Source organism: Aggregatibacter sp. oral taxon 458 str. W10330 (genome assembly GCF_000466335.1).
Lineage (GTDB): Bacteria > Pseudomonadota > Gammaproteobacteria > Enterobacterales > Pasteurellaceae > Aggregatibacter.
This window is the reverse complement of record NZ_KE952619.1, coordinates 1-13,654: the sequence shown is the minus strand read 5'-3', so window position 1 is coordinate 13,654 and position 13,654 is coordinate 1. Positions and strand designations below refer to the sequence as shown.

At 42.7% G+C, this 13,654-nt stretch carries 9 protein-coding genes, 1 tRNA gene and 1 pseudogene; 8 read left to right on the top strand and 3 right to left on the bottom strand.

Features of this window, described 5'->3' with window-relative positions; translation table 11 throughout:
- Positions 1–9: 9 nt before the first annotated feature.
- Positions 10–85: transfer RNA gene (locus tag HMPREF9065_RS02000), tRNA-Asn, on the bottom strand.
- Between the two features lie 410 nt (positions 86–495).
- Between HMPREF9065_RS02000 and uvrB the strand changes: the two genes are divergently transcribed.
- The 5 genes and pseudogenes from uvrB to HMPREF9065_RS10375 form a co-directional block, all read left to right on the top strand.
- Positions 496–2,538, top strand: coding sequence for an excinuclease ABC subunit UvrB (uvrB, locus tag HMPREF9065_RS02005; protein WP_021616712.1), 2,043 nt, complete (start codon positions 496–498; stop codon positions 2,536–2,538).
- 120 nt (positions 2,539–2,658) lie between these two features.
- Complete coding sequence (gene folP, locus HMPREF9065_RS02010) at positions 2,659–3,486, top strand: dihydropteroate synthase (RefSeq protein WP_021616711.1); 828 nt, start codon at positions 2,659–2,661, stop codon at positions 3,484–3,486.
- Between the two features lie 66 nt (positions 3,487–3,552).
- Positions 3,553–4,887: a phosphoglucosamine mutase gene (gene glmM, locus HMPREF9065_RS02015; RefSeq protein WP_021616710.1), complete on the top strand. Its 1,335-nt coding sequence runs from the start codon at positions 3,553–3,555 to the stop codon at positions 4,885–4,887.
- Between the two features lie 18 nt (positions 4,888–4,905).
- Positions 4,906–5,376, top strand: a complete 471-nt coding sequence (gene sixA / locus HMPREF9065_RS02020; RefSeq protein WP_021616709.1) for a phosphohistidine phosphatase SixA — start codon at positions 4,906–4,908, stop codon at positions 5,374–5,376.
- A gap of 104 nt (positions 5,377–5,480) precedes the next feature.
- A pseudogene (locus tag HMPREF9065_RS10375) lies at positions 5,481–6,182 on the top strand (hypothetical protein); the annotation flags it as partial.
- Positions 6,183–6,479: 297 nt separating this feature from the next.
- Here the strand turns inward: HMPREF9065_RS10375 and HMPREF9065_RS02025 are convergent.
- Positions 6,480–9,533, bottom strand: a complete 3,054-nt coding sequence (locus HMPREF9065_RS02025; RefSeq protein WP_021616707.1) for a glycoside hydrolase family 2 TIM barrel-domain containing protein — start codon at positions 9,531–9,533, stop codon at positions 6,480–6,482.
- Between the two features lie 166 nt (positions 9,534–9,699).
- On the opposite strand from HMPREF9065_RS02025, the gene HMPREF9065_RS02030 reads away from it, so the two are divergent.
- Positions 9,700–10,914 (top strand): aromatic amino acid transporter, encoded by a 1,215-nt coding sequence (locus HMPREF9065_RS02030; RefSeq protein ID WP_021616706.1) that lies wholly within the window; start codon positions 9,700–9,702, stop codon positions 10,912–10,914.
- A gap of 68 nt (positions 10,915–10,982) precedes the next feature.
- Here HMPREF9065_RS02030 and HMPREF9065_RS02035 read toward each other — a convergent pair whose 3' ends face one another.
- Positions 10,983–11,357: a helix-turn-helix domain-containing protein gene (locus HMPREF9065_RS02035; protein WP_021616705.1), complete on the bottom strand. Its 375-nt coding sequence runs from the start codon at positions 11,355–11,357 to the stop codon at positions 10,983–10,985.
- Positions 11,358–11,493: 136 nt separating this feature from the next.
- Between HMPREF9065_RS02035 and HMPREF9065_RS02040 the strand changes: the two genes are divergently transcribed.
- Together HMPREF9065_RS02040 and HMPREF9065_RS02045 are read left to right on the top strand one after the other, a co-directional pair.
- Positions 11,494–12,111 carry a Slam-dependent surface lipoprotein gene (locus HMPREF9065_RS02040; protein ID WP_021616704.1) on the top strand — a complete coding sequence of 206 codons (618 nt, stop codon included), beginning with the start codon at positions 11,494–11,496 and terminating at the stop codon, positions 12,109–12,111.
- A gap of 103 nt (positions 12,112–12,214) precedes the next feature.
- Complete coding sequence (locus HMPREF9065_RS02045; protein ID WP_021616703.1) at positions 12,215–13,510, top strand: surface lipoprotein assembly modifier; 1,296 nt, start codon at positions 12,215–12,217, stop codon at positions 13,508–13,510.
- Positions 13,511–13,654: the final 144 nt, after the last annotated feature.

Genomic DNA, 13,654 nt, shown 5'->3' with positions numbered 1-13,654 from the left:
ACAAAAAATTGGCTCCTCCTGCTGGACTTGAACCAGCGACATATGGATTAACAGTCCACCGTTCTACCGACTGAACTAAGGAGGAATAATTCAGTATCATTTGGTATCAAAAGATAGGTGGCGTATGTTACTTATCCGAACATATCTTGTCAACACCCTAAAGAAAAATTTTTTACTTTTTCAGCGTCAATTTTCTATCCACAAAGTCTGTGGATAAGTTTGTGGGTTATTATTTTAAAAATCCTGCCATCCCCGATAAAATCAGGCTTTATTGAAATCCAAGATAAAATTGATTGTAAAATGACATTTTCTTATTTTTCATATAGTTAACAAAAATCTAGAGAAATTTTTAAAAATTTTTTATAAATTTGTGATTTCGGCCACTTGACAAATATAACTCTGTGTAAAACTTCATTTTTTATCACTCAATTTGGAGTGAGAAATGTGTTAAAATGCGCGACATTTAGAATATACCGTAAAAAATGACCGCACTTTATGTCAGAGAAAATTAATACCAAACCTTTCATTCTTCATTCCGATTTCAAGCCCTCCGGTGATCAACCACAAGCCATTGCCAAACTCGCCGAAAATTTAGAAGACGGCTTGGCTCACCAAACCTTACTGGGCGTTACCGGTTCCGGAAAAACCTTTACCATTGCCAATGTAATTGCACAGTTAAACCGACCGGCCATGTTGCTTGCGCCAAATAAAACCCTTGCGGCGCAGCTTTATGCGGAAATGAAAGCCTTTTTTCCTGAAAATGCGGTGGAATATTTCGTTTCTTACTATGATTATTACCAGCCGGAAGCCTATGTGCCGAGCAGCGATACTTTCATTGAAAAAGATGCGTCTATTAACGATCAAATCGAGCAAATGCGTTTGTCGGCAACCAAATCTTTTTTGGAGCGTCGAGATACTATCGTGGTTGCCTCGGTTTCCGCTATTTACGGTTTGGGCGACCCGGATTCTTACTTGCAAATGATGTTGCATTTGCAACAAGGGGCAATAATCAATCAGCGTCAGATTTTGGCGAAGTTGGCAGAATTGCAATATACGCGTAACGATCAGGCGTTTCAGCGCGGTACATTTCGTGTACGTGGGGAAATTATCGATATTTTTCCGGCAGAATCCGACGAGCGCGCAGTACGCATTGAATTATTTGATGATGAAATTGAGCGTTTAAGTTTATTCGATCCACTTACAGGAAGCAGCTTTGGTGCCGTGCCACGTTTCACCGTGTATCCGAAAACGCATTATGTGACGCCACGCGAGCGCATTTTAGATGCCATTGAAAAAATCAAAGTGGAACTGGCTCAACGACGAGAATATTTCATTAAAGAGCATAAATTGTTGGAAGAACAACGCATTAGTCAACGTACTCAATTTGATATTGAAATGATGAATGAGCTGGGTTACTGCTCAGGGATTGAAAACTACTCACGTTATTTATCGGGCAGAAATGAAGGCGAACCGCCGCCAACCTTATTTGACTATATGCCGTCTGATGCGATTTTAATTATCGATGAATCTCACGTCACCGTGCCGCAAATAGGCGGAATGTATCGTGGCGACCGTTCCCGTAAAGAAACGTTGGTGGAATATGGTTTCCGTTTACCTTCCGCGTTGGATAACCGTCCGTTGCGTTTTGAGGAATTTGAACGCTTGGCACCGCAAACCATCTATGTTTCAGCGACACCGGGGCCTTATGAGTTAGAAAAATCCGGGGCTGAAATTATCGATCAGGTTGTGCGTCCAACAGGCTTGTTGGATCCACAAATTGAAATTCGCCCGGTGTCTATTCAGGTGGATGATTTGCTTTCTGAAGCGCGTCAAAGAGCGGATAAAAACGAGCGTGTTTTAGTGACGACGCTGACTAAAAAAATGGCGGAAGATTTAACGGATTATTTAGATGAACACGGGATTCGCGTGCGTTATTTGCACTCCGACATTGATACGGTGGAGCGTGTGGAAATTATCCGTGATTTGCGCTTAGGCGAATTTGATGTGTTGGTCGGGATTAACTTATTACGGGAAGGGTTGGATATTCCCGAAGTGTCACTCGTGGCGATTTTAGATGCAGACAAAGAGGGCTTTTTGCGCTCCGAACGTTCCTTGATTCAAACCATCGGACGTGCCGCGCGAAATTTGAATGGTAAAGCGATTTTGTATGCGGACAGCATCACCAAGTCTATGGAAAAAGCCATTACGGAAACCAACCGCCGTCGCGAAAAACAAACGAAATACAATGAAGATCACGGCATTGTTCCGCAGGCGTTAAATAAAAAAGTGGGCGAGTTGTTAGACATCGGTCAGGGCGCCAATCAAAAAGCGAAAGCTAATAAACAACGCGGAAAAATGGTGGCAGAACCGACCGCACTTTATTCTGTGCCTACGTCAGCCAAAGAATATCAACAACAAATCAAGAAATTGGAACAGCAAATGTATAAGTTTGCGCAAGATTTGGAATTTGAAAAAGCCGCCGCCGTACGTGATCAATTACAGCAATTACGGGAAAATTTTATGTTATCCGGCGAGTAAAAGTGCGGTCATTTTTAAGAGCGAATTTTTCTTGATAAGGCAGGCGGCAGATTTTTGCAGGCATCAAAAATTCGCTTATAATACACCGCACTTTTTACCTAAACGGTAAGCGAATAATCTATGAAATTAACAGCAAATAATAAAATACTCGATCTTTCTACCCCTAAAATTATGGGGATCCTCAATTTCACCCCGGATTCTTTTTCTGATAGCGGTAAATTTTTCCAATTAGACAAGGCGTTGTTCCAAGTAGAAACGATGTTGAAGCAAGGCGCATCGATTATTGACATTGGGGGAGAGTCAACCCGTCCGATGGCAGAAGAGGTAACGTTAGAAGAGGAACTTGAGCGCGTTATTCCTCTAGTTGAGGCGGTGAGAAAACGGTTCGATTGCTGGATTTCAGTGGATAGCTCCAAAGCACAGGTGATGCAAGAGGCCGCTAAGGTGGGCATGGATTTGATTAATGATATTCGCGCTTTACAAGAACCTGATGCATTAAAAACTGCCGTTCGTTTGGCATTGCCGGTGTGCATTATGCATATGCAAGGACAGCCGCGAACAATGCAACTCAATCCGCATTACGATGATGTGGTGGCGGATGTTTTAAAATTTATGCAACAGAGAACGGAACAATGTTTGGCTTCGGGAATCAAAAAAGAGAATCTGATCTGGGATCCAGGCTTTGGTTTTGGCAAAAGCGTGCAACATAATTATTGTTTGTTACAACAATTTTCTGTTTTCTGTGAACAAGGGTATCCGGTGTTGGCGGGAATTTCCCGTAAATCCATGATTGGTGCCGTGTTGGATAAGCCTGTAGAACAACGGACCGTGGGCAGTGTGGCTGCCGCATTAATTGCTGTGATGAAAGGCGCCAGCATTTTGCGTGTGCATGATGTTGCTGAAACTGCTGATGCCCTTAAAATTTGGCTTGCAACACAGAATGCGTAATTGTGCTGTCAGACGAACGACGGCATAAAATAATAAATGACATTTTTATTAAGAAGGAATTGAAACATGGCTGAACGTAAATATTTTGGGACTGATGGGGTGCGTGGCAAAGTAGGTAACCATCCGATTACGCCTGATTTTGTTTTAAAACTCGGTTGGGCTGCAGGTAAAGTGTTAGCGACACAAGGTTCTCGCGTGGTGCTTATCGGTAAAGATACCCGAATTTCGGGCTATATGCTTGAATCTGCTCTTGAGGCCGGTTTGGCAGCAGCCGGTTTATCTGCCGCATTTACCGGCCCAATGCCAACCCCGGCGATTGCTTATTTAACCCGCACTTTCCGCGCGGAAGCCGGTATCGTGATTTCTGCTTCTCATAATCCGTATTATGACAATGGGATTAAATTCTTTTCTACACAAGGGACGAAATTACCCGATGATGTGGAGGAAGCTATCGAAGCCATGTTGGAGCAACCGATGGACTGTGTTGAATCTGCCGAATTAGGTCGAGCCAGCCGAATTAAAGATGCGGCAGGCCGTTATATTGAATTTTGTAAAAGTACGTTTCCGGCACATTTGAGTTTAGAAGGTTATAAAATTGTGGTGGATTGTGCCAATGGTGCAACCTACCACATTGCGCCGAATGTTATGCGTGAATTAGGCGCGGAAGTCATTGAAATCGGCACCCATCCGAATGGCATGAATATTAATGAAAAATGTGGTGCAACGGATATTAAAGCGTTGCAACAAAAAGTGTTAGAAGTACAAGCGGATGTGGGTTTAGCGTACGATGGTGATGGTGACCGTTTAATTATGGTGGATCATCTCGGTAATAAAGTCGATGGTGACCAAATATTATTTATTATTGCGCGTGAAGCCTTGCGCGAAGGGCGTTTGCAAGGCGGTGTCGTAGGCACCTTAATGAGCAATATGAGTCTTGAACTTGCCTTAAAACAATTAGCCATTCCGTTTGTACGCGCTAATGTGGGCGACCGTTATGTGTTGGAACAAATGCAAGAACGCGGTTGGGGCTTAGGCGGTGAAAACTCGGGGCATATTATTATTGCGGATCGTAATACGACCGGCGATGGCATTATCGCTTCTTTAGCCGTGTTGACAGCAATGGTAAAACATCATTTGTCGCTGAACGAATTAGCCGATGCAGTCAAATTATTCCCACAAGTATTAATTAATGTGCGTTTTGCCGGTGGTAATAACCCATTAGAAAGCGAGGCTGTGAAATCGGTTGCTGCAGAGATTGAAAAACGCTTGAGCGGCAAAGGACGTATTTTACTGCGTAAATCAGGCACTGAGCCGTTAATTCGCGTGATGGTGGAATGTGAAGACGGCGCATTGGCTCAGCAATGTGCAGAAGAAATCGCCGAAGCGGTGAAGGCCAATTAATCTTTAAGGTCGTTGCAAATGCATTTATTTATTATGCGTCATGGCGAAGCGGAATTAATGGCTAACTCGGATAAAGCGCGTCATCTTAACGCTAATGGCAGAGAACAATCCCGCCTTCAAGGAATGTGGTTAAAATCCACCGCACTTGAGTTCGATAAAGTCTTGGTGAGCCCTTATACCCGAGCTTTAGAAACCTTTGATGAGATTAATCAGGTTTTTGAGCAACAACTTTCCGATAAATTGGAAGTGTGGGAAGGCATTACGCCTTATGGTGATTCCGGCTTGGTGAGTTCTTATGTGGCTTTGTTGGAAAAAGAAGGGCACCGCAATCTCCTGCTGATCTCTCATTTGCCTTTGGTGGGGGATATTGTGAAGGAATTGTGCGGTCGAAATCCGGCGAGTTTTTATCCGGGCGCCATTGTTGATATTCATTGGGATAACGATCAGCCGAAGGTAAATGACATAAAATATGTGAGTAAAATTGCGTAAATTCGGTTTATTTTTATGCTGTTTTACGACAGACTATGGTTGGCTTTACGGATTGATGTCGTAAAGCATTTCTATTTAATTATTAATATGCATTAGGAGCTACAATGAAAAAATCACTATTAGCCGCTTTAGTTTTGGGCGCAACATTCAGCATGACCGGTTGTGATGACAGCAAAACCTCACAGCACGTTGAACAGGCAAAAGCCAGTGTGTCTGAAGCGAAAGACGCGGTTGTGAATGCCGCAAAAGACATGAAAAACAGCACAACAGATGCTGTAAAAGACGCGCAAGCCGTTGCCGCAGAAAAAATGGATGCGATGGCAGCGAAAGCGGGCGAAATGAAAGAGGCTGCAGCTGAAAAGATGTCCGCGGCTAAAGACGCGGCTGCAGAAAAAATGGATGCGATGGCAACGAAAGCTAGCGAAATGAAAGAGGCTGCAGCTGAAAAGATGTCCGCGGCTAAAGACGCGGCTGCAGAAAAAATGGATGCGATGGCAACGAAAGCCGGCGAAATGAAAGAGGCGGCAGCTGAAAAGATGTCCTCGGCTAAAGACGCTGCTGCAGAAAAAATGGATGCGATGGCAGCGAAAGCGGGCGAAATGAAAGAGGCTGCAGCTGAAAAGATGTCCGCGGCTAAAGACGCGGCTGCAGAAAAAATGGATGCGATGGCAACGAAAGCCGGCGAAATGAAAGATGCCGCCGCTGAAAAAATGTCCGCAGCTAAAGACGCTGCCGCAGAAAAAATGGATGCAATGAAAACCAAAGCTGGCGAAATGAAAGATGCCGCAGCTGAAAAAATGTCCTCAGTCAAAGACGCTGCATCTGAAAAAATGGATGTGATGAAAACTAAAGCCGGTGAAATGAAAGAATCTATGGCAACCAAAGCGGGCGAAATGAAAGAGGCCGCTGCGGCGAAAATGGATTCCATGGCAACCAAAGCAACAGAAATGAAAGACGCTGCGGCAGAAAAAGCGAATCAGGCAGCGGATGCCGTATCTGAAAAAGCGGCAGAATTTAAAAATGCCGTGAAACGTGAAGTTGAAGGCAAGTAAAGCAGAAAATTATTCTGTAACAAGGGGGAGAAATCCCCCTTTTTTCTTGCTCTAAATTGAATGCGTCAAAAAATGGCATTTCACGTCAAAATCAAACAGCGTTTCATTTAAACGGTATGCCTGTTTTAATGCAGGTCCGCAGGAATTTGACCCAATGCCACTCATTTTGTAATCAATACACAGCACAGTACTGCTGCTTTCGGCAAGATCATCGTGATGCTTTTTCATTGCCAATTCTTCTTGGCGATAAGGCGAAAGATTGAAACTAAACGGTGTGGTTGCCGTGATAAAAATCTGCCGATTTTCTGACCGCACGTTAACGTAAGAACAGCCATAATGGCTACCATTTTCCTGTGGCTTCAAATAAGGCACATGATTTTGCCGAACCGTGGTGTGATAATGACCTAACAGGGAAGACTGATGTTTATCAATATAGCTTTCTGTTGGGCCATAACCGAAATATTCAGCCTGTTGATAGGCGTGATCTAAACAGAAACGTAAACCAAAACGTGGTAAGAAAGGCAAGTGCGGTGCTTTTTCCCCATGAATTTTGATGTGTAATGTGCCAAATTCATCTAGGCGATAGATGACGTCTAAGGTTAAAATTCGAGCCTTGGATACCGCCACTAATGCTGATTTGACTTTAATTTCGACCGCACTTTCATATTGTGTCACATGGCATTCATAGGCGCGAGTGATTGCGCGATCGTATCCAGCCGCTTGCCAGTGCGCGTTGATTAAGCCATCGTTATCCAAAGGCGCGCGCCAAATATTGAAATCCAACGGCTGTTGCAACAAGGATTTGCCCTGATGGAAAACCTGCTGCAAAATGCCCTTTTGCTTATCAAACACATAACAATGATCTTGTTGTTGTACACGAATATGCTTGGTATCTTCCTGTACCGAAAACGTGGCTTTTGTTGGTGGCTCAACGCCCAATGGCGGCATGATTGGCAATCTTGGGCGATGAAAAAGATTGAGTTGATCGAAGCCTAAAATATATGTCGCCGGTACGAAATCGGTGGCTCGACATTGTTCGTAGAATAAGGTTAACAACCATAAATTGCCGTTATCCGCGGGCAGTTCCAGTGGCAAAAGTGCGGTGTGTTTTGGCGCAATTTGGATCCCATTTATTTTTCCTTCTTGCATGACAATGCCATTTTCTGAAAGTTGATAGCGAATGCTTAAGCACTCGGCGGTATTTGTGAAATCCCAATAATTGGTCAGCCACACCTTGCCATCTTTTAACTGCGCGCGAATGGGACGTTGTACGTTTTTTAGCTCTAATAAGTTACTTTGAATTTGACGATCCGCCGTCACCAAACCATCAGCGCAGAAATTGCCATCATTGGGGACATCGCCAAAATCGCCACCGTAGCCCATGCGGTCGGTTCTTGCCAAATAGGGCGAATGGTTGCACCATTCCCACACAAAACCACCACAGGCACCGGGGTATTTTTGCATCGCGAGGAAATAATCTTCCGCATCGCCGCAAGAATTGCCCATCGCGTGCAAATATTCGCAAAAAATATAAGGTTTGCGATTTTGTGGATTGGCAAAATAGGCGTCCATGTCTTCGGGGGCCGTGTACATTTCACTATGCAAGCCTAAATTTGAGGTATCATTTTGATGGGTGGAATGCTGGAAAATCGCATTTTCATAATGGACTAAACGGCTGGGATCACGCGCTTTCACCCAGGCGGCGGCCGCTTCAAAATTTTCACCGTAGCCACTTTCATTGCCGAGCGACCAAATTACCACCGAAGTGCGGTTTTTATCCCGCTCCACATTGGCATGAGTGCGGTCTAAAATCGCATTTTTAAATTCAGGCGCGCGAGCCGTGTAACAATAATTGTCAATCGTTTGTTGTCGAATGGCATCCTGATCGATGTCTGTTTTCACGCCAAGTAAAATGCTGCTTTCCGGTGTCGGCACATACACGGCATTGGTGCCATGAGATTCAATATCGCTTTCGGCAATGACATAAAAACCGTATTGGTCGCAGAGTTCGGTAAACCAAGGCGAATTGGGATAATGTGCTGTGCGGATGGCATTAAAATTATGCTGTTTCATCAGGCGTAAATCCTGCAATGCCTGCTCACAATGAATTACATAACCGGTGCGTGGATCGCTGTCATGTCGATTGACCCCTTTAAATTTAATCGCTTGTCCATTGAACAATAACACGCCATTTTTTACCTCAATTTTACGCAAGCCGATACGCTGACAAATCACCTCTGAACCATAACGAAAAACTAGCGTGTAAAGATTTGGTTGTTCGGCATTCCATAAGATCGGCTGAACAAGAAAACATTCGAAATCTTGACCGCACTTTTCCGCCACTAAATGCTGTTTGGGATCAAAGAGTTGCCAATGAATGTCTTGTCCATGATGATCAGAGAAAACACACTCCACCGTGATATTCGCTGCCGTGAAATCATCGTTTAATGCCGTTTTTATAAAGAAATCCTGTAAATAATGGGCTTCCCGTTCCAACACATAAACATCACGGAAAATGCCCGACATTCGGAATTTATCTTGATCTTCCAAATAACTGCCATCACACCATTTCAGCACGATGACCGTGATGTTATTTTCGCCAAGATGTAAATAATTCGTTACGTCAAATTCTGAGGTGCAATGACTGATTTGGCTATAACCCACAAATTGTTCATTGAGATATAAAAAAAGGCAACTGTCCACGCCTTCAAAATTCAGCAAATAACGTTTATTGGCTTTGGGTGCCAAGTTCAATTGGCGTTGATACCAACCGCATGGGTTTTGTTGCGGAACATAAGGTGGATCAAAGGGAAAAGGATAATGGACATTGGTGTATTGATGTTGATCGTATCCGTGATTCTGCCAATTTGACGGCACAGGAAGCTGACGATTGGGAGTGAGTTGAAGGAAGTTTTCCGGCAGATCCCAATAGCTTGAAAAATACTGAAACTGCCAATTTCCGTTTAAAGGAATGAAATAATCTGAATATTCTCTGGGATTTTCTACCGCACTTTTATGTGTCGCATGAGGAATAAAATAGGCATGGTGCGGCGTGGTATTAATGTGGAGTATGGAAAGGTCTTGAAAATAGTGAGGCAATGACATAATGCACCTTAAAAACAACAAATTGTGAAACCAATATACGCAATTTCTCCGCTCAATTTTGGACAAAATGGTAATTTTGTGATTTAAATCACAATCTTTATTTTACAGAGTGTAAAATTTACAATACAATCACTGTCAATTTTAAAATACAAAATAAGGAGCCTCTATGAATAAAACCGTGGGAAGTACGCTGCTCGTGGCAGGTACCATGATTGGCGCAGGCATGTTAGCCATGCCGTTAACCTCCGCCGGCATTGGCTTTGGCGCGACCTTATTTCTTCTGCTTGGGCTTTGGACGCTGTTAACCTTCAGTGCGTTGCTGTTCGTTGAGCTTTACCAAACCACACCAAGTGACGCCGGTATCGGCACGTTGGCAGAACAATATTTCGGTCGCCCGGGACGGATTATTTCTACCGCCGTATTAATTGTCTTTTTGTACGCACTCATTGCCGCCTACATCAGTGGTGGCGGTTCTTTGTTGACCGATACACTGCCAACCATCGTTGATCGTGATACTACAAGTAAAATCTCCGTATTGATTTTTACCCTTTTCTTCGGCGCGTTTATCATTATCGGTACGCACAGTGTCGATAAAATTAACCGCTTGTTGTTCTTTGTGATGATTGCCACATTCGTGATGGTGTTAAGTTTGATGTTGCCGGCAATTAAACTCGATAACTTACTGGCTATGCCCATTGATAATGCGCTGATCATTTCCGCCAGCCCGGTATTTTTCACCGCGTTTGGTTTTCACGGTTCTATTCCAAGCTTAAACAAATACCTCGGCGGCAATGTCAAAGCCTTGCGCATTTCCATTTTAGTGGGTTCCGGTATTACCTTGTTCGCCTACATTTTATGGCAACTCTCCACCCACGGTTTGCTCACACAAAATGAGTTTTTGCAAATCTTGCAACAAGATGCCACGCTGAACGGTTTAGTCACCGCTACCTTAACCATCACCCAAAGCAGTATGATGGCAAACGCCGTGAAGATCTTCTCCACCTTGGCGTTAATCACCTCATTCTTGGGCGTGGGACTTGGTTTACTAGAATGTATTGAAGACTTATTAAAACGTTCTTTTAACATCAATGCAGGACGTTTCTTTCTAGGGTTAATGACATTCATTCCGCCAATCATCTTCGCGTTGTTCTACCCACAAGGTTTTATTTTAGCGTTAGGCTACGCGGGTCAAATGTTTGCGTTCTACGCCGTGGTTCTTCCGGTTTCATTGGTATGGAAAGCACGCCGCATTCACCCGAATTTGCCGTATAAAGTCTGGGGCGGCAAAGTCACATTGATGCTCGTTTTGGTTCTTGGCGTAATCATTACGTCTATTCCATTCGCCATCCGCGCAGGCTATCTACCGTTTGTGGTGGGTTAAAATTACCTAAAAAAACAACCGCATTTTGATCGGTGTAATCAAAGTGCGGTGGGTTTTGACTTGTGTTTTTAATACGTTTTAATGAGTGTGTGCATTAAATCTAAAATTAAGCGTTTATGTTCGGCATTTAGTTGTAGAAAGCTTTCTGTTCCTTGTTTATCGATAATCGATTGTGGCTCAAGGATTTCATCTTCTGCGCCGGTTTTTAACCATTTTGGCGATACATTCAACCATTCCGCTAACACTTGTATTTTATCTAAAGATGGGATTGACTGACCATTCAACCACTTATAAATAGCCTGAGGCGTTACGGTTCCTGAAACGTAACGTAAATTAAACTCTCGCTCAATATCGGATACTTTAAATTTCTCCAAAGCAGCGGCTTCGAGTGCGGCTTTTAAACGTAAGCTAAAAAGCTCTTTTTCGTTGAATGTTTTTTGCATTCGCAAATTATAACGACTACAAAAATAATAAATTCACTAATCAGTTTAAATAAAATTAACTGATTAGTTGTTTAAATTTTATCTTACAGGTAGAATCCAACAGGATCTTTGTTCAACTTATAAAAGGAAAACAAGTATGTTAAAACAACTTAAATACACGTCTATTTTGGCTTTATCTGCATTAGCTGTTGCTTGTTCCGGTGGTGATAGCGGGGCGGGTACAGCAGAAACACCGGATGGGAACAAATTTAACTTAACAAATAGTACTAAAGGGTTGGTTGGGAGTAAAACAATGGATGGTAAACTCATCGGCTATAACCAAAATCACTCTTTTTACGGTGTGTGGGTGAATAATGATAAAACTCGCCAACAGGTTCGTTATCAAGGAACTGCCACACCAACAGATCGTTTGCCAAGAGGAGCTGCAACTTATACAGGACATGCCGTTCGTGCGCGCGATAGCGTTATTGCGCAAAATATTAATGGTGTTCAAGCTGATGGAACAATGACATTACATGTGAATTTTGATACGAAAAAGGTTTCCGGAAAGTTGGGTATTCCTTGGGCTCGCGATATTACCTTGCATGAAACCGATTTAAATGGTAACCAATTTGCCGGCAAAGCCAGCGTGTTATTCAATGATGGCGGTCGTTATAAAGGCGGATTGTTTGGCCCGAATGCAGAGGAAGCTGCCGGTATGGCCACGTTTGATAACAATCCAAGTTTAAATACTTCCTTTGGTGGTTACCGTTAATTTTATTTTATCAGGCGGGAAATCCCGCCTGTTTTTCCGCATTACAATGAAAAAAATTACATGCTGTCTTTTGCTGTTTTGTGCATCAATCGTCCATTCGGAAATGGCCGAACATAGTGATTTACACCACTTACAAGAAAACCCTCAACTTATTGAATCGTTTTTGTCAGAAAATATATATCAATTAACGGCGGAACAATTACTGACATTAATAAAAATCTACCAAACCGTGCCTCAATATAATGAAAGGCTTTTTCTTTTTGCTCAAGGACGAATCGCTTTTTTACAACAAAATTATGCAGAAGCAACTCGGTTATATCGCCTTGTATTATCTGAAAATCCGACATTAAATCCGGTGAGAATTGAATTGGCACTTGCGTTGTTTTATCAAAAGCAAGATCGTGCAGCACAAATGCAATTTGAAAAAGCAAAATCGGAAGCGAATCTTCCGGAACCTACACTACAATTCATTGATGAATATCTCAATGCGCTGAAAACACGGCAAGACTGGAAAATTGATCTTTCTTTTCATTATTTAAGAGATAAAAATGTCAATAATGCAGCGGATGCCAAGCAGATTGCGTTGTCAAATCGTGCCATATTAACCAAATCGGAAAAAATGCGTCCTCAGTCGGCACATGGGCTGGCGTATCATTTGGGCATTTCGCGTGATTTTAATCTTGTTGATTCCCATTATTTGTCCGTCAGTAATAAATTATGGGGAAAAAATTATTGGGATAATCATGAATATGATGATATTTCCAACCGCACTTTGATTGGCTATGCCTACAAAACGGCAATACAAACACTAAAAATCGGACCTTTTTATGAACGCCGTTGGTATGGCAATCATCGTTATCGTTGGAATAATGGCGCGCTTTTGGAATATACCCATTGGTTAACCCCTAATTTGCAGTTATCTCATACGTTAGAAATGGCTAAGCAACATTATTTTGCCGAGCGGGTATTAGACGGTAATCTAAAACTTTTTTCATCTACCCTTATTTGGCAGCCTAATGCAAAACAATTTTTCTATTTAGGTGGTGATTTCATTTCTGAACGGACTCAGGTGAAACAATATGCCTCTGATAGTCAAGGGATTCGTTTAGGTTGGGGGCAAGAATGGGGAGGAGGAATTTCATCTCAACTTGGGTTATCTGTAGTGAAACGCCAATATAAAGATACCGCAAAACTGGGAAACCTGGATATTTTCTCTTTTAAAAAATCACGTTCAGATCATATTTATTCCGCCAATATGACATTTTGGAAACGAGATTGGCATTTTGGGGGAATAACGCCTAAGCTACAATTGAATTGGAAGAAACAGGAGAGCAATATTCCCCAAATGTACTCTTACCAACAGAAAAATATCATGCTCATTTTTGAAAGTACGTTTTGATAGGAATAACAATCCGCACGTAAAACGTGCGGTTTTTAGGCTCCTCTATAAGGGGCTTGTGAAAACTGACAATCGCGTCTAATGACTTCCTTGCCCTCCCTTAAAGGGGACAATATGTTCTTTCGTTGATAAATTATCTTGAAC